Origin of the sequence: Serratia sp. 4542 (assembly GCF_016805595.1) — a bacterium.
Classification (GTDB): Bacteria; Pseudomonadota; Gammaproteobacteria; order Enterobacterales; family Enterobacteriaceae; genus Serratia; species Serratia nevei.
In genome coordinates this window covers 47,372-69,332 of sequence record NZ_RXKV01000016.1, presented here as the reverse complement: position 1 = coordinate 69,332, position 21,961 = coordinate 47,372, and the positions used below count along the sequence as shown (strand labels likewise).

Sequence of the window (21,961 nt, the reverse complement as noted above, 5' to 3'; positions counted from 1 at the left end):
CCCCACAGGGAAAACGCTCTCGATGACCTCGTTCACTCTCAGCTCCGATGACTGGTTAACGCGTGAAACGCAGTTCGCTGCCTTCGCCACCGGGCCGCTGCTGGACTTCTGGCGGCTGCGGGAAGAGGGCGAGTTCAGCGGCGTGGACGGCGTGCCGATCCGCTTTGTGCGTTTTCGCTCCGCGCGACATCAGCGGGTGGTGGTGGTCAGCCCCGGCCGCATCGAAAGCTACGTGAAATACCCCGAGGTGGCCTACGATCTGTTCCACTGCGGTTACGACGTGGTGATCGTCGATCATCGCGGCCAGGGGCGCTCCGGCCGTTTACTGGCGGATACGCACCGCGGTCATGTGGTAAACTTCGCCGACTACGTGGACGATTTCGAGCAGCTTTGGCAGCGCGAGGTCGAATCGCGCGGTTATCGGCAGCGCTTCGCGCTGGCGCATTCGATGGGCGGCGCGATCCTGGCGCAGTTCCTGCAGCGTCGGCCGCAGGCATTCGACGCGGCGGCGTTTTGTGCGCCGATGTTCGGCATCCAGTTGCCGATGCCGGGCTGGCTGGCCGACCGTATTCTCGACTGGGTGGAGACGCGCCCGGCGATCCGCGACTATTACGCGGTGGGCACCGGCCAGTGGCGTCCGTTGCCCTATGTGGTCAACGTGTTGACCCACAGCCGCGAGCGCTATCGGCGCAGCCTGCGCTATTACGCCGATTACCCCGAGCTGCAGGTGGGCGGGCCGACCTACCATTGGGTGCGGGAGAGCATCCGCGCCGGCCGGCAGATTATCGCTCAGGCCGGGGAGATAACAACGCCGCTGTTGCTTTTGCAGGCCGGTGAGGAACGGGTGGTCGACAACCGTTCGCATCAGGCTTTTTGTCAGGCTCTGTCAGACGCGGGGCGCCCTTGCGAAGGGGGGATCCCGTGGGTTATCAACGGCGCACGCCATGAGATCCTGTTCGAGCGGGACGCGATGCGCGCCGAAGCACTGAACGCAATCCTGCGCTTCTTTGCTCAACACTTAGGCGGCGCGCTGCCGCCGACAACTCCATCAGAGGTTAGAACATAACGCTATGTATCACGTCGTCGCTTCCGATTTAGATGGCACGCTGCTGTCTCCCGACCATACCCTGTCGCCGTACGCCAAAGAAACGCTGAAGTTGCTGACCCAGCGCGGCGTGCATTTCGTGTTCGCCACCGGCCGCCACCATATCGACGTGGCGCAGATCCGCGACAGCCTGGAGATCAGCGCCTTTATGATCACCTCTAACGGCGCGCGGGTGCATAACACCGCCGGCGAGTTGATCTTCAGCCATAACCTGGACGGGGATATCGCCCGCGATCTGTACGGCATGCTGCACGACGATCCGGAGATCACCACTAACGTCTACCGCAACGATGACTGGTTCATCAACCGCGAAAGCCCGGAGCAGGAAGAGTTCTTCCAGGAGTCGGTGTTCAAATATCAGCTGTTCGAGCCGGGCCTGCTGGAAACCGACGGCGTCTGTAAGGTCTACTTCACCTGCGAAGATCACGAGCGGCTGCTGCAGGTGGAAGATGCCATCAACGCGCGCTGGGGCGATCGGGTCAACGTCAGCTTCTCGTTCCCGACCTGCCTGGAAGTGATGGCGGGTGGCGTGTCGAAAGGGCATGCGCTGGAAGAAGTGGCCAAGATCATCGGCTATACGCTGCAAGAGTGCATCGCCTTCGGCGACGGCATGAACGATCTGGAGATGCTGTCGATGGCCGGTAAGGGCTGCATCATGCGCGATGCGCATCAGCGCCTGAAGGATATGCTGCCGGAGCTGGAGGTGATCGGCTCCAACGTCGATAACGCGGTGCCGCACTACCTGCGCAAGATGTTCCTCTGAAATCACCCGGCCGTTTCTCTGAAATAATAAGGGCGCCTTGCGGCGCCCTTAAAGTCAATGATAAACCGGATGACGTTGCCGAGCTGACAGAGGGCAATATCTAAAAAAACAAGGAAAATCAATTCATTGATTTTCGACCGATATCCACAAAGGAGGAAAAACCACGTTTTTTCCTCCTTTGTCAGCAATTCAAGGGCGCCTTGCGGCGCCCTTGACATTACTTGTGCTGGCCCTGCTTCTGCAGGAACTGCACGCCCTTGTCCGGGAAGTCGGTGAACACGCCGTCGACGCCGGCCTGGTTGTAAATCACGTCATACAGCTGGTTCACGTCGGTCACGTACTTCGGCAGCGCATCGGCGCGGATGGTGAACGGGTGCACCGCCAGCTTGCTGGCATGCGCTTCTTTCACCATGTCGGTCAGCACGATGTGGCCCGGCTTGGATTGATCCGCGACCACCAGCATGTGGTAGTCCGGCCCGATGCCGTCGGCATACTGAGCGATTTTCTTCATTGCGCCCGGCTTGAACATCCAGTCGTAGTCGTATTCTACCCACTTGCCGTCGGCTTTCTGCTCGTAGGTTTCCTGCCAGTCGTTATAGGCGATCAGCTGCACCAGCTTCAGATCCATGCCCAGTTTCGGCTCCAGCTCGTTCTTGATGCGTTTGAGCTCGTTGGCGTCGAAGCACTGCAGGTAGACGTTATCGTTCTTGCCGGTGTAACCGTACTGCTTGAGTACCGCCAGCACTTTGCTGGAGATGTCTTTGCCTTCCTGTTTGTGGAACCAAGGTGCCTTGATTTCAGGGTAGATGCCGATGTTTTTGCCGGTCGAATGGTTCAGACCCTGCACGAACTCGATCTCTTCCTGGAAGGTGTGCACGCGGAAGTCGGATTTGCCCATCGGGAAGCGGCCAGGATAACCCTGTACCTTCTTGCCGTTTTCGATTTCAAAACCTTCGGTGAACTTCAGCGATTTGATCTCCGCCAGCGTAAAGTCGATGGCGTAGTAGCGGCCGTCTTTGCGCGCGCGGTCCGGGAAGCGTTCGGCGACGTCGGTGACGCGATCGAGGTAATGGTCGTGCAGCACCACCAGCTCGTTGTCCTTGGTCATCACCAGATCTTGTTCGAGGTAATCGGCGCCCTGGGCGTAGGCCATCGCCTTCGCCGGCAGGGTGTGTTCCGGCAGGTAGCCGCTGGCGCCGCGGTGGGCGATCACCACTTTGTCCGCTGCCTGTGCGGCGCTGACCATCGAGGTGGCGAGAATGATCCCTGTCAGCAGGGCTTTGACTTGAGTCCGCATTCCGTTTTTCTCCGTGTTGTTGGGGGCAGGGTAGTAAAAAGGCCGCAGGGCGGCCTTTAAATCATGCAAAAGTCGTGTGACGCTTAACCGCGCTTGGCGGCGATTTCCGCGTGGTGTTTCTTTTCGTTCAGCATGGTCAGCAGCAGCAGGATAACCGCCAGCACGCCGCCGCCGATCATCACCATGAAGCCGCCGTCCCAACCGAAGAAGTCCACGGTGTAACCGACGATGGCGCTGGCCGCAACCGAGCCGCCCAGGTAGCCGAACAGGCCGGTGAAGCCCGCGGCGGTGCCGGCGGCTTTCTTCGGCGCCAACTCCAGCGCGTGCAGGCCGATCAGCATCACCGGGCCATAGATCAGGAAGCCGATGACCAGCATACAGATCATGTCCACGGTCGGGTTACCGGCCGGGTTCATCCAGAACACCACGGTGGCGATGGTCACCAGCGTCATGAAGAACACACCGGTGGCGCCGCGGTTGCCTTTGAACACTTTGTCCGACATCCAGCCGCACAGCAGGGTGCCCGGGATACCGGCGTATTCATACAGGAAGTAGGCCCAGGACGACTTGTCCAGCGCGAAGTGTTTCACTTCTTTCAGGTAGGTCGGCGACCAGTCCAGAATGCCGTAACGCAGCAGATAGACGAACACGTTGGCGACCGCGATGTACCACAGCAGCTTGTTAGGCAGAATGTACTGCATGAAGATCTGCTTGGCGGTCAGCTCTTCTTCGTCTTTTTCGCTGTAGTCGTCCGGATAGTCGTTTTTGTACTCTTCAATCGGCGGCAGGCCGCAGGATTGCGGGGTGTCGCGCATCAGGGCGAAGGCGATCAGGGCCACCAAGATGGCGCCGAAGGCCGGCATGTACAGCGCCGCGTGCCAGTCGTTGAACCAGGCCATACCCAGCAGGAACAGCAGCGGCGGAAGGCCGCCACCCACGTTGTGGGCGCAGTTCCAGATGGAAACGATGCCGCCGCGTTCTTTCTGCGACCACCAGTGCACCATGGTGCGGCCGCACGGCGGCCAACCCATGCCCTGGAACCAGCCGCACAGGAACAGCAGGACGAACATGATGGCGATGCTGGAGGTGGCCCACGGCACGAAGCCCATGAACAACATCACCGCCGCCGCCAGGATCAGGCCGGCAGGCAGGAACACCCGCGGGTTGGAACGGTCGGAGACCGAACCCATGATGAATTTGGAGAAGCCGTAGGCGATGGAGATGCCCGACAGCGCGAAGCCGAGGTCACCGCGGCTGAAGCCTTGTTCGATCAGGTAAGGCATGGCCAGGGTGAAGTTCTTACGCACCAGATAGTAAGCGGCGTAACCGAAGAAGATCCCCAGGAAAATTTGCCAGCGCAGCTTACGGTAGAGCGGGTCTACCTTATCGCTCGGCACACGGGCGGTGTGTGCGGCCGGCTTAAAAATACTCAACATGAGCGCCTCCGATGGCTTTATCTGTTATCACATCAATATGACCTTTTACGTTCATTTGATGATTGAGCGGATATCGAATGTGGTGTTTTTGTGTTCCATAACGAGCGCCATTGTCATCAAATACGCCTGGTGTCGCTGTGACGAATGGCGCAATTGTTACACTTTCATGAAACCACGGCGGATTTTGAGCGATTCGTTAACGTTATGAAATAGAAAAACGTCCAAAAATCGTGATTATGATCACATTGATGGTTTTTTGTGGACATTTTTATTTCGTTTCATGTTCGTTATTGTTCCTTATCAAACAAAGACCCTAATAACCGTGGCTCAATAGGCTCATAACTACCGATCCTGAGGGAGCGACATGAGCAGCTATTTTGACGGCGGCGAAACGGATGTGATCATCATCGGCGGCGGCGCCACCGGTGCAGGCATCGCCCGCGACTGTGCGCGGCGCGGCTTGCGCTGCATCTTGCTGGAGCGCCACGACATCGCCACCGGCGCCACCGGCCGCAACCACGGTTTACTGCACAGCGGCGCGCGCTATGCGGTGACCGACGGCGAGTCGGCGCGCGAGTGCATCGAAGAGAACCGCATCCTGAAACGCATTGCCCACCACTGCATCGAGCGCACCGATGGGCTGTTCATCACCCTGCCGCAGGACTCGCTGGACTATCAGCAACAGTTTATCGCCGCCTGTCGCCAGGCCGACATCGACGCCGAAGCGATCGACCCGCAGCTGGCGCTGCGCCTGGAGCCGGCGGCCAACCCGGCGCTGATCGGCGCGGTGCGGGTGCCGGACGGCACCGTCGATCCCTTCCGGCTGACCGCCGCCAACATGCTGGACGCGCGTGAACACGGCGCGCAGATCCTGACCTACCACCAGGTGGTGGGGCTGCTGCGCAGCGGCGACCGGGTGACGGGCGTGCGCGTTTACGACCATCAGAATCAGCGGCGTTATGAGCTGCATGCGCCGGTGGTGGTCAACGCCGCCGGCATCTGGGGCCAGCAGATCGCCGAATACGCCGATTTGCGCATCCGCATGTTCCCGGCCAAGGGGGCGCTGCTGATCCTCGGCCATCGCATCAACAACATGGTGATCAACCGCTGCCGCAAACCGGCGGACGCCGACATCCTGGTGCCGGGTGACACCATCTCGCTGATCGGCACCACCTCGACCCATATCGACTACGACCAAATTGACAACATGCTGGTGACCCCGCAGGAGGTGGACATTCTGATCCGCGAGGGGGCGCTGTTGGCACCCACCCTGGCGCAGACCCGCATTTTGCGCGCCTATGCCGGGGTGCGGCCGCTGGTGGCCAGCGATGACGACCCTAGCGGGCGCAACGTCAGCCGCGGCATCGTGCTGCTCGATCACGCCAGCCGCGACGGGCTGGAAGGGTTTATCACCATCACCGGCGGCAAGCTGATGACCTACCGACTGATGGCGGAGTGGGCCACCGACAAGGTGTGCGAAAAGCTTGGCGTAAACCGCCCGTGCACCACTGCGCAAGACGCGTTGCCCGGATCCCGCCAGTCGGCGGAGGAAACGGTGCGCAGCGTGGTTTCACTGCCCGCCAGTATTCGCGGCTCAGCAATTTACCGCCACGGCGATCGCGCCAGCCAGGTGCCGGCGGCCGATCGGCTCGACACCAGCCTGGTGTGCGAATGCGAGGCGGTGACGGCCGGGGAAGTGCGCTATGCGGTCAATTCGCTGACCGTCAATAACCTGGTGGATCTGCGCCGCCGCACCCGCGTCGGCATGGGTACCTGCCAAGGCGAACTCTGCGCCTGCCGCGCCGCCGGGCTGCTGACGCGCTTTAACGTCAGCACGCCGCAGCAATCTATCGCGCAGCTGTCGCAGTTCCTCAACGAACGGTGGAAAGGCGTACGGCCGATCGCCTGGGGCGATGCGCTGCGCGAGAGCGAATTTACCAGTTGGGTTTACCAGGGGTTATGCGGGCTTGAGGCCCAGGCCGACAAGGAGCAGGAGGCGGATGATGCGATTTGACGTAGTGGTGATTGGCGGTGGCCTGGCGGGCCTGAGCTGCGCCATTGCCGTGGCCGAACAGGGCAAACGCTGCGCGGTGGTCAGTTCCGGCCAGAGCGCGCTCTACTTCTCCTCCGGCTCGCTCGATCTGCTGGCGAGATTGCCGGACGGCACGCCGGTCGAGATGCCGCTGGCGGCGTTACCGCAGCTGGCGCAGCAGGCGCCGCAGCATCCGTATGCCCTGATCGGGCCCGGTCGGGTGGCGGCGCTGTCCGCCGCCGCGCAGCGGCTGCTGGAGCGCTGCGGGCTGAACCTGCAGGGCGAGGGCGCTAATAACCATCTGCGTATTACGCCGCTGGGCACGCGCCGCGCCACCTGGCTCAGCCCGCAGGCGATCCCGACGCTGCCGCTGACCGGCCAACTGCCGTGGCGGCGTATTGCGGTGATCGGCATCGAGGGGTTCCTCGACTTCCAGCCGCAGATGGCCGCCGACTCTCTGAGCCGGGAGCTCGGCGTAGAGACGGAGGTAGCCTATCTGCACATGCCGGCGCTGGACAGATTGCGCAATAACCCCAGCGAGTTCCGCGCGGTGAACATCGCCCGGGTGCTGGATTTGATGGAAAGCCTGCCGCCGATGGCCGAGGAGCTGCGGCGGCTGGCGGGCGAGGCCGACGCGCTCTTCCTGCCAGCCTGTCTGGGCCTGGAGGACGATACGTCGCTGGCGGTGCTGCAGGATGCGGTCGGCAAACCTATCCGGCTGCTGCCGACGCTGCCGCCTTCGGTGCCCGGCATGCGTTTGCATCAGGCACTGCGGCGGCGTTTCCAACAGCTGGGCGGCGTTTTCATGCCTGGCGACAGCGTGCTGCGCGCCGAGTGCGAAGCCGGCCGCGTCACCGGCCTATATACCCGCAACCACGGCGATATTCCGCTGCGGGCGCAGCAGGTGGTGCTGGCCAGCGGCAGCTTCTTCAGCAATGGGCTGGTGGCGGATTTCGACGGGGTGCGCGAGCCGATCTTCGAACTGGACGTGCACAGCCGCGCCGATCGCGCCGACTGGAGCCGGCGCGAGCTGTTTGCACCTCAGCCTTATCTGCAGTTTGGCGTGCGCACCGACGGCAGGCTGCGGGCAATGAAGCAGGGAATGCCGTTCGACAATCTGTATGCCATCGGCGCGGTCGCCGGCGGCTACGATCCGCTGCATCAGGGCTGCGGCGCCGGCGTGTCATTGATCGGTGCGCTGCACGTCGCGCAGCAGATCGCCGCGGAGGAAAACGCATGAGCCTGCATCTGGACCACAGCTTTGAAAGCTGCATTAAATGCACCGTCTGCACCACCTACTGCCCGGTCGCCAAAGTGAACCCGCTCTATCCGGGGCCAAAACAGGCGGGGCCGGACGGCGAGCGGCTGCGGTTGAAAGATCCGGCGCTGTACGACGAAGCGCTGAAATACTGCACCAACTGCAAGCGTTGTGAAGTGGCCTGCCCGTCCGACGTCAAAATCGGCGACATCATTCAGCGCGCCCGCGCCGACTTCGCCCAGAGCAAGCCGACGCTGCGCGACGCCATCCTCAGCCACACCGACATCATGGGCTCGCTGTCGACGCCGTTCGCGCCGATCGTCAACGCCGCTACCGGGCTGAAACCGGTGCGCAAGCTGTTGGACAAGGCGCTGAAGATCGATCACCGTCGCGAACTGCCGAAATACTCGTTCGGCACTTTCCGCCGCTGGTACCGGCAACAGGCGCAGGCTCAGCAGCGTTATGCCGAGCAGGTGGCGTTTTTCCACGGCTGCTTCGTCAACTATAACCATCCGCAGCTGGGCAAGGATTTGATCCGAGTGTTCAACGCGCTGGATATCGGCGTGCAGCTGCTGAAACGCGAGAAATGCTGCGGCGTGCCGCTGATCGCCAACGGGTTTATCGAGCAGGCCAAAAAGCAGGCCAGGGTCAACGCCGAGTCGCTGCATGAAACGGTGCTGGAGCGCGGCATTCCGGTGGTGGCGACCTCATCGAGCTGCACCTTCACCCTGCGCGACGAATACCCTCATCTGCTGGACGTGGACACTACCCCGGTGCGCGATCGGGTGGAGCTGGCGACGCGCTATCTCTACCGCCTGATCAATCAGGGGCGCAGCCTGCCGCTGAAGCACACGCCGCTGCGGGTGGCTTATCACACGCCTTGCCATATGGAGAAGATGGGCTGGACCGCCTACACGCTGGAGCTGCTGCGGCAGATACCGGGGCTGGAGCTGGTGGTGCTGGATTCCCAGTGCTGCGGCATCGCCGGCACCTACGGGTTCAAATCGGAGAACTACGCCACTTCGCAAGGCATCGGCGCACCGCTGTTCCGGCAGATCGAAGAGAGTGGGGTGGATCTGGTGGTGACCGACTGCGAGACCTGCAAATGGCAGATAGAAATGTCCACCAGCAAGCGCTGTGAACATCCGATCACCCTGCTGGCGCAGGCGCTGGCGTAAAAACGAAAGGGCCGGCAAGCCGGCCCCTGTGGGATTACTGCTTCAGCTTCAGGGTGGAGATGATGCCTTCGGCCTCGGTCTGCGCCTGCTGCTGATTGTCCGCCGGCAGCGTCACCTGAATGGTCAGCATGTTGTTGTTCAGCGAGCCGATCAGGACGGAGGAATAGGCTTTTTCGCCGCTGCTGGTGATGATGCTGTCCAGCTGACGCAGCGGCACGCCGTTGACGTCGAGCGCCTTGTTGGTGATCACCTGCAGGTTGGCGTCACGCGCGCGCTGGGTATTCTCCAGGCGCTTGGCCAGAGTCTCCAGGCTGTCGGCGGTCTTGTCGCCCAGGATCACGATCACCGCGCGCTGACCAGTGCTGTCTGCGTAAACATGCATGTTGTTGGCCTGGTTACCCAGCTTGCCGCTCTGATCCGCCATGCCGACCGGCAGGGTGAACGCCAGTTTACCGTCCAGCAGGCTCACCTGCTGCCCGGCCGGTGCGCTGGCCGCCGCGCCGTCTGGCGCTGCCTTGGTGTCTTTGGTGTTGCCGTCGCAGGCCGCGAGGCCAAGCGCCAGCAGGCTGATACCCATCAATTTCGCTACTTTACGCATCGGGCTTCCTTATTCCTTTCCGGTAGGGATTCACTGTCGTATCGCAACCTATTCCAGGTTGAAATGCAAGGCAGATGTTGTCACAAGTTTTTTTCCAGTAATAGCCGATAATCAGCCACTTCGCCTTTCTTTTCCAGCTGAACAATCTGATAGTGATGGGTGAGCAGCATCGTCAGCATGGCGCGGAACCGGTTACGGGTTTTGACCGTCAGCTGGCGATAGCCCTGCGCCTGCGCCCAGCGTTCCTGTTCGGCCAACAAGGCCTGCGCCACGCCGTGGCGACGAAACGCCGGCAGCACCCCCCCCAGCCAGCTGTAAAACACCGTTTCCTGCTGTTGATAACCGAGCTTAAAACCGGCCGGCTGACCGTCGATTTCGGCGATCAACAGGCTGGCGGGGGCGATGCCGATGCGCCGCTGTAGATCGGCCAGGCTATGCCGGCTGCCGAATTCGGGGATGCGTTGGTAAAGGCGGTGGATTTCTTCGAGCGTGGCGTTGCGAACGATTGGGGTCATGAGCGGCCTCCAAAGGATAGGGCCGCCCAGCATAGCACGGCTCAGCTCGGCTGCAGGCTGCCGCTGCGCGCCGCGATGCGTTTGAGCAGCATGTTCAGCAACACGCCGTACATCGGCAGGAAGAACAGCAGGCAGATCATCACCTTGAAGCTGTAATCCACCAGCGCGATCTCCACCCAGTTGTTGGCCATGAAGGGATCGCTGCTCTTGTAGAAGGCGATGAAGAAGAACGCCAGCGTATCGCTGATGTTGCCGAAAAACATCGCCGCCGCCGGCGCTACCCACCAGGCGCTGCGCTGGCGCAGGCGGTTGAAGACGTGAACGTCGAGGATCTGGCCGAGCACGTAGGCCATAAAGCTGGCGACGGCGATGCGCGCCACGAACAGGTTAAAACTGCCCAGCGCCGCGAATCCCTGCCACTCTCCCTGATAGGTGACGGTGGAGATCACGTAAGAGATGAACAGCGCCGGCACCATCACCGCCAGGATAATCCGCCGCGCCAGCGGCGCGCCAAAAATGCGCACGGTCAGATCGGTCGCCAGGAAGATAAACGGGAAGGTAAAGGCGCCCCAGGTGGTATGGAAGCCGAAAACGGTGATCGGCAGCTGCACCAGGTAGTTGCTGGAGGTAATGATGGCGATATGAAACAGCGAAAGCCAGACCAACGCCGTGAAGCGCTGCTGTGCGGTAAACGAATACATATTGTAGCCTTTTTAGCAGTGGGGTGAGGGAACCCAGTGTGTCTTGTTAAAACAGCAAAAAACGCTGCGCGGCGGCATGATACGCGTTTGCGCAACCAATGCAATGGTTAAATTTAACGCAAACGTTAACGCATCTTGCGCAGAAAAACTACCGGCGTAAACTAGGCGCTAATGAGATGCGGCGAGCGTTCGCCGATCGTTTTTGAACGAGAAAAATTGCATGACTGACTTATTTGCCCAGGCAGACCAGACGCTCGACGCGCTGGGCCTGCGTTGCCCGGAACCGGTGATGATGGTGCGTAAAACTGTGCGCCATATGGACAACGGCGAAACGCTGCTGATTATCGCCGACGATCCGGCTACCACCCGCGATATTCCGGGGTTCTGCCGCTTTATGGAGCACACGCTGGTGGCGCAAGAGACCGAGCAGGTGCCATACCGTTATTTGCTGCGTAAAGGCGTATAACGGCGACAAGGTCATGTTGATGAAGGAAAAGTCTCTTTCCCCGAAATGACAACGGGCGCGGCATGCCGCGCCCGTATTGGTTTCCGAACTTAGCTGCGCTTTTTCAACAGCCGCAGCGCGTTGGCGGTGACCAGCGCGGTGGCACCGGAGTCGGCCAGCACCGCCAGCCACAAACCGGTCAGCCCCAGCAGGCTGGTGATCAGGAAGACCCCCTTCAGCCCCAATGCGATGGTGATGTTTTGCCGGATATTGGCGTGGGTGGCGCGCGAGATGCGGATCATCTCCGCGACGCCCACCAGCCGGTTGTGGGTCAGGGCGGCATCGGCGGTTTCCAATGCCACGTCGGTGCCGCTGCCCATGGCGATGCCGATGCTGGAGGCCTTCATCGCCGGGGCGTCGTTGATCCCGTCGCCGATCATCGCCGTCGGGCGCAGTTCGCTCAGTTCGGTAACCGCGCTGACCTTATCTTCCGGCAGCAGACCGGCGCGATAGTCGAGGCCCAGCTCGCCGGCGATCGCCGCGGCGGCGCGCGGGTTGTCGCCGGTCAGCATCACGCCGCGAATACCCAGCGCGTTCAGTTCGGCTATGGCCTGTTTGGCGTCGCCGCGCAGCGTATCGCGTAGCGCCAGCAAGCCGATAGGTGCGCCGTCTTCCAGCACCACCACCGCCGTTTTGCCGGCGTTTTCCAGCTTGTCTACCTGGCTCTGCCATTGGGCGTCGAGCAGGCCCGGTGCCAGCTTGCCTGGCGCGCTGATCAGCACGGTCTTGCCGTCCACGATCCCTTCCACGCCGACGCCGGCCAGCGCGCGGCGCGCCTGCGCCAGCGGTAGCTCCGTCCCGCTTTCGGCGGCGCGGTTGATGATCGCCTGCGCCAGCGGGTGATGTGAACCGGCTTCCACCGCGGCGGCAAGCTGCAGCAGCCGCTGTTCGGTGAGCGCGCCGATCGGCAGCACGTCGGTCACCGTCGGCTTGCCTTCGGTCAGGGTGCCGGTTTTATCGAAGGCGATAGTTTGGATCTGGCCCAGTTGCTCCAGCGCCGCACCGCCTTTAATCAGCGCGCCGCGCCGCGTGGCGGCGGCCAGCCCGGATGTGATCGCCGCCGGGGTCGAGATCACCAATGCGCATGGGCAGCCGATCAGCAGCAGCGTCAGGCCGCGATAGATCCAGGTATCCCACGGCTGCGAGAACAGCAGCGGCGGCACCAGGATCACCGCGACGGCCAGCAGCATAATGGCCGGGGTGTAATAACGGCTGAACCGATCGAGGAAGCGTTCGATCGGCGCGCGGCGCTCTTCGGCCTCTTCAATCAGCTGCAAAATGCGGTCGATGGCGTTTTTGCCGGGCTCGGAGATCACCTTCATCTGCGCCGCCTGATCGACGGACAGGCTGCCGGCGGCCACTTTCTCACCCTGTTGGCGCTCGACCGGCACCGATTCGCCGGTCAGGGCGCTTTCGTCGAAGCTGGCGAACGGATTGAGCAGCTCGGCGTCGGCCGGCAGGCGCCCGCCGGGTGCGATTTCAATCACATCGCCCGGACGCAGGCTGGCGACCGGCACGCGTTTGCGCTCTGCACCTTGCAGCAGCAGCGCATCTTCCGGCACCAGCTCCATCAGCGCCGTCACGCCGCGCCGCGCGCGGTTGGCGGCGTAGGATTCCAGCAGTTCACCGACCATAAACAGCAGCAGCACCATCGCCGCCTCGGCGGTGGCGCCGATGAACAGCGCGCCGATGGCCGCCACGCTCATCAGCGTTTCGATGGCGAACGGCGTGCCGGAACGAATCAGACGCAGCGCCTTGGTGGCAACCGGTGCCAATCCGACCAGCGTGGTGGCGATAAAGGCGATGCGGCCCAGCTCCGGGTTAACCCGATCAAGCACCCAGCTGACGACCATCAGGGTGGTCAACAGCAGCAGCGGTGCGAATTCGCCGAAGCGTGAGGTTTTCGGCGCGGCGGCTTTGGCGGTCTGAGTGCCGAGCAGGGTAAAGCCGGCCTGGGCGACCGCGTCCTGGATCCGCAGGCTGATGTCGGACTGTGCGTCGACCACCAGTTTCTCGGTGGCGAACAACACGCGCGCGCTGTCGACGCCGGGGAGTGCGGTGACGGCATTTTCGATTTTCTTGGCACAGCTGGGGCAGTCCATGCCGGTGACTTTCCAGCTGAAACGTTGGCTGCCGGAAGGGGGAGCGGCGGCCGGCCTGTCGCTTTCCTCATCCGGATCGTCGGGCGCGGCGGTGCAGCAGCCGCTATCGCCATGATCGTGATGGTGGTGGGTGTGTTCGGCCTGTGCGGCGGCGTTTTTCGGCGTGCTGCTGCAGCCATGCTGAGTTTTGCTGTGGCTGTGGTTGCAGCCGCATCCGCCTTCGGCGTGGTGATGTTCCTGATGATTATGATTTTGCTGATTGTGCATAACGTCCCCTTCGAGCTGTTAAACGGGTTTGCTCAGCTGACTCTACACCCTGGAGTCAACTCCAGAGTCAAGCGTCGGATGAGAATTATTGCTAACGGCGTTCGAGCCTATAAAGGGGTATTCATTCAATAATGAATAATGCGAATTTAAATCTATAGGCTTTCCTTATCCCCTATTTGGGGGAAAAGGCTCACTGCCGTTAGTTTAAATAAGAAAATAATATTCCTATAGAAACTAAAAAGTCGCCCGACCTAATAATAAAGAGTTATTAATCTATAACGCTTTAGCAAAATTTACCTTTTTGCCCGTACCAAGCCAGCATGATTCGCTTGTGGCTGCAGGCCGCATTGTTATTGAAGTTTGGTGCCAACTTATCCTCGTTAATTTTCATTTGTTTTGTAAAGAAGCCTAAAAAGCAGCATAACAAACTTTCGTTGAGACAATAAAAGGTTGATTATTTTATGTTCAGTTTCGCGACCCTGCCTATAATTGGAATCGATTACCATTTTTAATGGCAATCTTATTTGCTGATATATATGCATTAATTCTACCTAACACACTGCCGGCAACGGCGCATAAGCCCCTTCCAGCAAGCTTAAGGTTCATTAACCGTAGCTTACGGGGAGGTTATGTCTATCTGTCTGATTGATAACGATCAGATAATGAGTGGAATCGAACCAATGCAATCTACTAAAAAGGCAATTGAAATTACTGAATCCAACTTCGCAGCCGCCAAAACCGGCTACGATGCTGTAGCCGACCTGCTGCATTATCATGAGCGTGGCAACGGGATTCAGATTAATGGCAAGGATTCATTTTCTAACGAGCAAGCTGGGCTGTTTATTACCCGTGAGAACCAAACCTGGAACGGTTACAAGGTATTTGGCCAGCCGGTTAAATTAACCTTCTCCTTCCCGGACTATAAGTTCTCTGCCACCAACGTCGCCGGCGACACCGGGCTGAGCAAGTTCAGCGCGGAACAGCAGCAGCAGGCTAAGTTGTCGCTGCAGTCCTGGGCTGACGTCGCCAATATCACCTTCACCGAAGTGGCGGCCGGTCAAAAAGCCAACATCACCTTCGGCAACTACAGCCAGGATCGCCCCGGCCACTATGATTACGGCACTCAGGCCTATGCCTTCCTGCCGAACACCATTTGGCAGGGCCAGGATCTGGGCGGCCAGACCTGGTACAACGTCAACCAATCCAACGTGAAGCATCCGGCGACCGAAGACTACGGCCGCCAGACGTTCACCCATGAGATTGGCCATGCGCTGGGCCTGAGCCACCCGGGCGATTACAACGCTGGTGAAGGCAACCCAACCTACCGCGACGCGAGCTATGCGGAAGACACCCGCCAGTTCAGCCTGATGAGCTACTGGAGTGAAACCAACACCGGTGGCGACAACGGCGGTCACTACGCCGCCGCTCCGCTGCTGGACGACATTGCCGCCATTCAACACCTGTATGGCGCCAACCTGTCGACCCGCACCGGCGACACCGTGTACGGTTTTAACTCCAATACCGGCCGCGATTACTACAGCACCACCAGCAACTCGCAAAAACTGATCTTTGCGGTCTGGGATGCGGGCGGCAACGATACCTTCGACTTCTCCGGTTACACCGCGAACCAGCGCATCAACCTGAATGAGAAATCGTTCTCCGACGTGGGCGGCCTGAAGGGCAACGTCTCGATCGCCGCCGGGGTGACCATCGAGAACGCCATTGGCGGTTCCGGCAATGACGTGATCGTCGGCAATGCGGCCAACAACGTGCTGAAAGGCGGCGCGGGCAATGACGTGCTGTTCGGCGGCGGCGGGGCGGATGAGCTGTGGGGCGGTTCCGGCCAGGATACCTTCGTATTCACCGCTGCCAGCGATTCTGCACCGGGTGCTTCGGACTGGATCCGCGACTTCCAGAAAGGGATCGACAAAATTGACCTGTCGTTCTTCAACAAAGAGGCGCAGAGCAGCGATTTCATCCACTTCGTCGATCATTTCAGCGGCGCGGCCGGTGAAGCATTGCTCAGCTACAATGCTTCCAACAACGTGACCGATCTGGCGGTGAACATCGGGGGTCATCAGGCGCCGGACTTCCTGGTGAAAATCGTCGGTCAGGTAGACGTCGCCACCGACTTTATCGTGTAACACAGCAACGACACGCCCGGCGCAGTCTCGGCCGGGCGTGATGCGGGAGCCCGGTATGAAAGGTACTTTAACGCGCACCGCTCTGGCGGCGGGCGGCATGATGGTGACGAGTGCGGTCATGGCCGGCAGCCTGGCGCTGCCGACCGCGCAGTCGCTGGCGGGACAATGGCAGGTTGCCGACAGCGAACGGCAATGCCAAATCGAGTTTTTGGCGAATGAGCAAAGTGAAACCAACGGCTATCAGCTGGTGGATCGGCAACGCTGTCTGCAAAGCGTGTTTGCGGCCGAGGTAGTGGGCTGGCGCCCGGCGCCGGACGGCATCGCCCTGCTGCGGGCGGATGGCAGCACGCTGGCGTTCTTCTCGCGCGACGGCGATCTGTATCGCAATCAGCTGGGCGCCGATGATGCCTTAACATTGAAAGCGTTGGCTTGATGTGGAAACGGGTTCGGCGTGCCGAACCCGCGGTAGGTCGTTACAGGTAGAGTGAGCGCACGATCAGGAAGTGGCCGGAGAAGTAACAGAAAGCGACGATGGCGTCCGCTGCGCGGAAGGTGAAACGGTAGCGGTTGATCAGCCAAACCACGTTGGCCAGCAGCAATAGCGAGGTGCCGGTCAGCAGCGAGAAGCCGAAATCGGTGCTGCGCAGGAAATATTGTTCGCCCGCCAACCAGACCATCAGCAGCGTCATCGCCACATAGGTGACGATCGGCCAGCGCATCTCTTCCAGCCGGGTCCAAAGGGTGGCCAGCAGCAACGCGCCTATCGCCAGCAGCGCCAGCGGCAGCGGCCAGAACAGACTGAACGTCATCTGGCTGGCAAAGCTCAGGGTATACAGCAGGTGCGAGAGGAAAAAGGCGCCGATGGCGTATAGCACCCGCTCGCGCGGCAACAGGAGCAGCGCGTCGCCGATCAGCGTCGCCAGCAGGCCGAGTACGATCAGATAACCTGCCGCGCTGAGCACCGGCGCCTGCCAGGCCAACAGCAACAGCAGCAGCAGCGTGACGGGTTTGAACACCCAGCGTTGCCAGCGCGGCCCACGGTATGAGGCGTCGACGAACAGCCAACCGGAAAAGAATACGGCAAGGAACGGCCAACTCATTATGTCTTCCTTATGTATGAGGGAACCGCAACAACCGGCTCCAAACTGTCACCCATGTCACTTCTTATTTCAGTGTAGGTAGCCTGCCGACGATCGACAATGCTTTCTTGAGAATGCTATGTTTACGCCGATTTGGCCGCGAAGGAAATGGGAAACCGATGAGTAAGCCACCGTTGTTTTTTGTCGCCGTGATTGCGCTGATCGCCGTGCTGGCCACGCAACGCTATTTCAAACAGCGCCAGCAGGAGGCGGAAAACGACCGCGCACCGATGCGCAGTCTGCAGGTGACGGTGAGCGACAAACGCAGCTTCCCGGTCGCCAAAACCCGTGCGCCGCAGCGCGAACCGCTGGTCAATGAGCCGATGTATTACGAGGTGGTGTTCCGCCCGGTACAGGGCGGTGAAGACATCACGCTTCGGCTGAAACAGTGGCAATACAACCCGATAGAACAAGGCGCGCAGGGCACGTTGAACATGCAGGGCACGCGCTTTGTCTCTTTCACCGTTCAGCCGTAGCGGTCACTTCTTCTTGATGGGCGGCTGTTTCTTCTGCCAGGCCAACAGCTCGAACACGCCAAAGATAAAGATCTTGGCTTCTTGCCAGTAGCTGATCGGCTGATCCTTCGGCTGGGTGGATTTCAGTAGCACCAGCTGCAGGCCGTGCATCACCACCATAAAGAACAGCGCCACGTCGATGAAATACTTCAGCGGCTTGGGAAACGGATGGAACAGGTTAGAGAGCAGGAAGCCCCACACGCACAGCATCAGCAGGCGGCCCAGATTAATCAGCATGGTCGGTTTTCTCTTGCGAACGAATATAAAGGCGATAGGCCACCTGGCCGGCGACTTTCTCCCGGTGCAGCTGCCAGCTGGCAGGCACGTCCGCCGCGGCGCTTTCCGCCTCGGCTTCTACATAGATCCAGGCCTCGTCGGCCAGCCAGCCTCGCTGCTCCAGCAACAAGGCGGTCTCCGCCAGCAGGCCTTTGCGAAACGGCGGATCGAGAAACACCACGTCAAACGGTTGGCCCTCGCCCGCCAGCCAGCTCAGCGCGTTGGTGTTGATAACCACCCCTTTGCCCTGCAGCAGCGCCAGATTTTTTTCCAGCTGCTGCGCCACCGGCCGTTCGAATTCCAGCAGCGTGGCGCTGCCGGCGTAGCGCGACAGCGCTTCCAGCCCTAATGCGCCGCTGCCGGCGAAACAGTCCAGACAGCGCGCGCCCTGAATCACCGGCGCCAGCCAGTTGAACAGGGTTTCACGCACCCGATCGGTGGTGGGGCGCAGCCCCGGGCTGTTCGGCACCGGAAGCTTGCGACCGCGCCATTGGCCGCCGATGATGCGGATCTGTCCGGCTGCGGCCTGGGGCGGTTTTTTGGCCGCCGCCCGTGGCGAGAGTCTTGTCATAAGCGTTGTTTGATTTCTTTTGCGGCGCGGGGCCGCAGAGGTTAACGAAAAGTTGCCCCTATTCTACCGGTGACGGGCGTCGGGGGGAACGGTAAAACTTTGTTGTCTGATTTCACACCGGAAAGCATGCCGGATGCGTGTTGCTGCGCGAGGGAAAGTGATAGACTCGGCGGATTATTGTCAGCATATATCCTTCAGGTATGTAGGGTAAGCGAGCCTTCGGTACGGAGTAGAGTCATAACATGGCAAAAGATAAGAAACGTGGGTTTTTCTCCTGGCTGGGCTTTGGCCAGAAGGAAAAGGAAGAAGAGCAACAGCAACCTGAGCAGCCGGTAGAGCAGGCGGAGCCTCAGGCCGCGGAGACGCCGGCTGAACCGGCAGCCGCCAAGCTGGATGACAAGCTCCCCGCCCAGGAATCTGAACCTGCCGCCTCCGTCGACACCCCGGGAGAGTGGGATAACGGTCAGGCCGGCGAACAAATCGCGGAGAACCTGCCGGCGGCGGCCGAACACCCAACGGCGCAAGCGTTGGCCGAAGAGATTGTCAGCGTGACCGAGCAGGTGGTGGCGCAGCAGCAGCCGATCGTCGAGTCAGAGCCGGTCGTCGAACCTGAGCCGGTCGTCGAGCCAGAGCCAGTTGTTGAACCTGAGCCGGTCGTCGAGCCCGAGCCGGTTGTTGAGCCTGAGCCGGTCGTCGAACCTGAGCCGGTCGTTGAGCCCGAGCCGGTTGTTGAACCTGAGCCGATTGTTGAGCCAGAGCCGATTGTTGAGCCTGAGCCAATTGTTGAGCCCGAGCCGGTCGCCGAACCTGAACCGGAGCCGGAAGAAGAAGCGCTGCTTGAACCTGTGGTGCCGGCCGCTGCGCAAGAGCAGGAGCGCCCGACCAAAGAAGGCTTCTTCGCTCGCCTGAAGCGCAGCCTGCTGAAGACCAAGCAAAACCTTGGCTCCGGCTTTATGGGGCTGTTCCGCGGTAAAAAGATCGACGACGACCTGTTCGACGAGTTGGAAGAACAGCTGCTGATCGCCGATGTCGGCGTGGATACCACGCGCAAGATCATCACCTCCCTGACCCAGCACGCCAGCCGCAAGCAGCTGAAAGACGCCGAAGCGCTGTACGGCAAGCTGAAGGAGGAAATGTCCGGAATTCTGGCCAAGGTCGATCAGCCGCTGGATGTCAGCGGGAAAACCCCGTATGTCATCCTGATGGTCGGCGTGAACGGCGTGGGTAAAACCACCACCATCGGTAAGCTGGCGCGCCAGTTCCAGGCGGAAGGCAAGTCGGTGATGCTGGCGGCGGGGGATACTTTCCGCGCCGCGGCGGTAGAGCAGCTGCAGGTGTGGGGCGAACGCAACCGCATCCCGGTGGTGGCGCAGCATACCGGCGCGGATTCCGCTTCGGTGATCTTCGATGCGGTGCAGGCTGCCAAGGCGCGCGGCATCGATGTCTTGATCGCCGATACCGCCGGCCGTCTGCAGAACAAATCGCACCTGATGGAAGAGCTGAAGAAGATCGTCCGCGTCATGAAAAAACTGGACGACCAGGCCCCCCATGAGGTTATGCTGACGCTCGATGCCAGCACCGGCCAGAATGCGGTCAGTCAGGCGAAATTATTTAATGAGGCCGTGGGCTTAACCGGCATCACGCTGACTAAACTGGACGGTACCGCCAAGGGCGGGGTGATCTTCGCCATCGCCGATCAGTTCGGTATCCCGATTCGCTATATCGGCGTCGGGGAAGGCATCGAAGATTTGCGGCCGTTTAAGGCTGACGATTTTATTGAGGCACTTTTTGCCCGAGAGGATTAATACGGATGATTCGCTTTGAACAGGTCAGTAAAGCTTATCTGGGCGGACGGCAAGCGCTGCAGGGGGTCGATTTCCATCTGCGCCCGGCGGAAATGGCGTTTCTGACCGGCCATTCCGGCGCGGGGAAAAGTACCCTGCTGAAACTGATTTGCGGTATCGAACGGCCCAGTGCCGGCCACATCTGGTTTGGCGGCCACGACATCAGCCGTTTGAAAAACCGCGAGGTGCCGTTCCTGCGTCGGCAGATCGGCATGATCTTCCAGGATCACCATCTGCTGCTGGATCGCACGGTGTATGACAACGTGGCGATGCCGCTGATCATCGCCGGCGCCAGTACCGAAGACATCCGTCGCCGCGTCTCCGCCGCGCTGGACAAGGTCGGTTTGCTGGATAAAGCGAAAAACTTCCCGATTCAGCTGTCCGGCGGTGAGCAGCAGCGCGTGGGCATCGCCCGTGCGGTGGTGAACAAGCCGGCGGTGCTGCTGGCGGATGAGCCGACCGGCAACCTGGACGACGCGCTGTCGGAAGGCATTCTGCGCCTGTTTGAAGAATTCAACCGCGTCGGCGTCACCGTATTAATGGCGACGCACGACACCGGGCTTATCGCCCGCCGTAATTACCGCATCCTGACGCTGAGCCAGGGCCGCATGCAAGGGGGCGCTCACCATGGCCAATAACGCAAAAACCGCCAAGAGCAAGGCGCTGCGCGGCGGCTGGCGCGAACAGTGGCGTTACGCCTGGATGAACGCCATCAAAGACATGCTGCGTCAGCCGTTGGCGACGCTGCTGACGGTGATGGTGATCGCCATCTCCCTGACGCTGCCGAGCGTGTGCTACATCGTGTGGAAAAACGTCAGCACCGCGGCCAGCCAGTGGTACCCGACGCCGCAGCTGACGGTCTACCTGGATAAGTCGCTCGATGACGACGCGGCGCTGAAAGTGCTCGATGCCATCAAGGCGGAAGCCGGCGTGGAGAAGGTGAACTACCTGTCGCGTGAAGAAGCGCGCGGCGAGTTCCGCAACTGGTCGGGCTTTGGCGGCGCGCTGGACATGCTGGAAGAGAACCCGCTGCCGGCGGTGGCGATCGTCACGCCGAAGATGAGCTTCCAGAGTTCGGACACCCTCAACACCCTGCGCGATCGCGTAGCGGCGGTGCAGGGCGTGGAAGAAGTGCGTATGGATGACAGCTGGTTTGCCCGCCTGGCGGCGCTCACCGGGCTGGCGGGCCAGATCGCGGCGATCATCGGCGTGCTGATGATCGTGGCGGTGTTCCTGGTGATCGGCAACAGCGTGCGTCTGAGCATCTTCAGCCGTCGCGACACCATCAATGTGATGAAGCTGATCGGCGCCACCGACGGCTTTATCCTGCGGCCGTTCCTCAACGGCGGGGCGATGCTGGGCTTTGCCGGCGCGCTGCTGTCGCTGGTGCTCTCCGGCGCGCTGGTGTGGCAGCTGGAGTCGGTAGTCGCAGGGGTAGCCAAGGTATTCGGCACCACCTTCACCCTGCACGGGCTGGGCTGGGACGAGGCGCTGCTGCTGCTGATCATCTCCGCGATGATCGGCTGGATCGCCGCCTGGCTGGCGACAGTGCAACATTTACGCCGATTTACACCACAGTAAGATTTTTTTGGTATACTCTTCTCCTGCTGCTTTTGATCGCGTTGCGGGAGAAGAGTGACCTCAAGCGAAGTCAGCACCACACCTCTCTTCTTAGCGCACAAATTCCCTATCGGCCTGCACCTTCGTCACGTATT

At 60.7% G+C, this 21,961-nt stretch carries 21 protein-coding genes; 12 read left to right on the top strand and 9 right to left on the bottom strand.

Annotated elements, in window-relative coordinates; translation table 11 throughout:
- Window positions 1-22 precede the first annotated feature (22 nt).
- Together pldB and yigL are read left to right on the top strand one after the other, a co-directional pair.
- A complete protein-coding gene (gene pldB / locus EKL15_RS21680) occupies window positions 23-1,066 on the top strand; it encodes a lysophospholipase L2 (protein WP_194571638.1) in 1,044 nt (347 codons plus the stop codon).
- A gap of 4 nt (window positions 1,067-1,070) precedes the next feature.
- Complete coding sequence (gene yigL, locus EKL15_RS21675) at window positions 1,071-1,868, top strand: sugar/pyridoxal phosphate phosphatase YigL (RefSeq protein WP_019452532.1); 798 nt, start codon at window positions 1,071-1,073, stop codon at window positions 1,866-1,868.
- Between the two features lie 217 nt (window positions 1,869-2,085).
- On the opposite strand, the gene glpQ is transcribed toward yigL, so the two are convergent.
- Both glpQ and glpT read right to left on the bottom strand, forming a co-directional pair.
- Window positions 2,086-3,165 (bottom strand): glycerophosphodiester phosphodiesterase, encoded by a 1,080-nt coding sequence (glpQ, locus tag EKL15_RS21670; RefSeq protein ID WP_015376272.1) that lies wholly within the window; start codon window positions 3,163-3,165, stop codon window positions 2,086-2,088.
- An 83-nt stretch (window positions 3,166-3,248) separates the two neighbouring features.
- The gene (glpT, locus tag EKL15_RS21665) at window positions 3,249-4,601 is read right to left on the bottom strand and encodes a glycerol-3-phosphate transporter (RefSeq protein ID WP_047729425.1); all 1,353 of its coding nucleotides are present in this window, start codon (window positions 4,599-4,601) and stop codon (window positions 3,249-3,251) included.
- Between the two features lie 364 nt (window positions 4,602-4,965).
- Here glpT and glpA point away from each other — a divergent pair, with 364 nt between their 5' ends.
- From glpA to glpC, 3 genes are read left to right on the top strand one after another with little or no spacing between them, the layout of a single operon-like run.
- Window positions 4,966-6,615: an anaerobic glycerol-3-phosphate dehydrogenase subunit A gene (glpA, locus tag EKL15_RS21660; RefSeq protein WP_203090348.1), complete on the top strand. Its 1,650-nt coding sequence runs from the start codon at window positions 4,966-4,968 to the stop codon at window positions 6,613-6,615.
- Window positions 6,605-7,873, top strand: coding sequence for a glycerol-3-phosphate dehydrogenase subunit GlpB (glpB, locus tag EKL15_RS21655; protein ID WP_203090344.1), 1,269 nt, complete (start codon window positions 6,605-6,607; stop codon window positions 7,871-7,873). The genes glpA and glpB overlap by 11 nt, the downstream gene beginning before the upstream one ends.
- A complete protein-coding gene (gene glpC / locus EKL15_RS21650; protein WP_194572542.1) occupies window positions 7,870-9,069 on the top strand; it encodes an anaerobic glycerol-3-phosphate dehydrogenase subunit GlpC in 1,200 nt (399 codons plus the stop codon). Before glpB ends, glpC begins: the two co-directional genes overlap by 4 nt.
- A 34-nt stretch (window positions 9,070-9,103) precedes the next feature.
- Here glpC and EKL15_RS21645 read toward each other — a convergent pair whose 3' ends face one another.
- The 3 genes from EKL15_RS21645 to EKL15_RS21635 all read right to left on the bottom strand — a co-directional run bounded on the left by EKL15_RS21645 (window position 9,104) and on the right by EKL15_RS21635 (window position 10,883).
- Window positions 9,104-9,667 (bottom strand): DcrB family lipoprotein, encoded by a 564-nt coding sequence (locus tag EKL15_RS21645; protein WP_047729417.1) that lies wholly within the window; start codon window positions 9,665-9,667, stop codon window positions 9,104-9,106.
- Window positions 9,668-9,747: 80 nt separating this feature from the next.
- Window positions 9,748-10,182 (bottom strand): GNAT family N-acetyltransferase, encoded by a 435-nt coding sequence (locus EKL15_RS21640; RefSeq protein ID WP_203090341.1) that lies wholly within the window; start codon window positions 10,180-10,182, stop codon window positions 9,748-9,750.
- A 41-nt stretch (window positions 10,183-10,223) separates the two neighbouring features.
- Window positions 10,224-10,883: a 7-cyano-7-deazaguanine/7-aminomethyl-7-deazaguanine transporter gene (locus EKL15_RS21635; RefSeq protein ID WP_060424186.1), complete on the bottom strand. Its 660-nt coding sequence runs from the start codon at window positions 10,881-10,883 to the stop codon at window positions 10,224-10,226.
- 220 nt (window positions 10,884-11,103) lie between these two features.
- On the opposite strand from EKL15_RS21635, the gene tusA reads away from it, so the two are divergent.
- On the top strand, window positions 11,104-11,349 hold the full coding sequence (gene tusA / locus EKL15_RS21630) for a sulfurtransferase TusA (RefSeq protein ID WP_004934314.1): 246 nt from the start codon (window positions 11,104-11,106) through the stop codon (window positions 11,347-11,349).
- Between the two features lie 89 nt (window positions 11,350-11,438).
- Here the strand turns inward: tusA and EKL15_RS21625 are convergent, their stop codons facing one another.
- Window positions 11,439-13,757, bottom strand: coding sequence for a zinc/cadmium/mercury/lead-transporting ATPase (locus EKL15_RS21625; RefSeq protein WP_203090339.1), 2,319 nt, complete (start codon window positions 13,755-13,757; stop codon window positions 11,439-11,441).
- A gap of 680 nt (window positions 13,758-14,437) precedes the next feature.
- Here EKL15_RS21625 and EKL15_RS21620 point away from each other — a divergent pair.
- Window positions 14,438-15,901 carry a serralysin family metalloprotease gene (locus EKL15_RS21620; RefSeq protein ID WP_194572544.1) on the top strand — a complete coding sequence of 488 codons (1,464 nt, stop codon included), beginning with the start codon at window positions 14,438-14,440 and terminating at the stop codon, window positions 15,899-15,901.
- A gap of 55 nt (window positions 15,902-15,956) precedes the next feature.
- Window positions 15,957-16,334, top strand: coding sequence for an AprI/Inh family metalloprotease inhibitor (locus tag EKL15_RS21615; RefSeq protein ID WP_038874139.1), 378 nt, complete (start codon window positions 15,957-15,959; stop codon window positions 16,332-16,334).
- A 40-nt stretch (window positions 16,335-16,374) separates the two neighbouring features.
- Here EKL15_RS21615 and EKL15_RS21610 read toward each other — a convergent pair whose 3' ends face one another.
- Window positions 16,375-17,001, bottom strand: coding sequence for a lysoplasmalogenase (locus EKL15_RS21610; protein WP_049200035.1), 627 nt, complete (start codon window positions 16,999-17,001; stop codon window positions 16,375-16,377).
- A 158-nt stretch (window positions 17,002-17,159) separates the two neighbouring features.
- Between EKL15_RS21610 and EKL15_RS21605 the strand changes: the two genes are divergently transcribed.
- The gene (locus tag EKL15_RS21605) at window positions 17,160-17,516 is read left to right on the top strand and encodes a DUF2500 domain-containing protein (protein ID WP_049200034.1); all 357 of its coding nucleotides are present in this window, start codon (window positions 17,160-17,162) and stop codon (window positions 17,514-17,516) included.
- 3 nt (window positions 17,517-17,519) lie between these two features.
- Here the strand turns inward: EKL15_RS21605 and EKL15_RS21600 are convergent, their stop codons facing one another.
- On the bottom strand, window positions 17,520-17,792 hold the full coding sequence (locus EKL15_RS21600) for a DUF1145 family protein (RefSeq protein ID WP_004934327.1): 273 nt from the start codon (window positions 17,790-17,792) through the stop codon (window positions 17,520-17,522).
- Entirely contained in the window at window positions 17,782-18,402 is a 621-nt protein-coding gene (gene rsmD / locus EKL15_RS21595) for a 16S rRNA (guanine(966)-N(2))-methyltransferase (RefSeq protein ID WP_033636678.1), read from the bottom strand. Before rsmD ends, EKL15_RS21600 begins: the two co-directional genes overlap by 11 nt.
- A gap of 242 nt (window positions 18,403-18,644) precedes the next feature.
- Here rsmD and ftsY point away from each other — a divergent pair, with 242 nt between their 5' ends.
- From ftsY to ftsX, 3 genes are read left to right on the top strand one after another with little or no spacing between them, the layout of a single operon-like run.
- On the top strand, window positions 18,645-20,207 hold the full coding sequence (ftsY, locus tag EKL15_RS21590) for a signal recognition particle-docking protein FtsY (RefSeq protein ID WP_203090337.1): 1,563 nt from the start codon (window positions 18,645-18,647) through the stop codon (window positions 20,205-20,207).
- A gap of 5 nt (window positions 20,208-20,212) precedes the next feature.
- The gene (ftsE, locus tag EKL15_RS21585) at window positions 20,213-20,884 is read left to right on the top strand and encodes a cell division ATP-binding protein FtsE (RefSeq protein ID WP_004934337.1); all 672 of its coding nucleotides are present in this window, start codon (window positions 20,213-20,215) and stop codon (window positions 20,882-20,884) included.
- A complete protein-coding gene (gene ftsX / locus EKL15_RS21580) occupies window positions 20,874-21,827 on the top strand; it encodes a permease-like cell division protein FtsX (RefSeq protein ID WP_033636680.1) in 954 nt (317 codons plus the stop codon). Before ftsE ends, ftsX begins: the two co-directional genes overlap by 11 nt.
- Window positions 21,828-21,961: the final 134 nt, after the last annotated feature.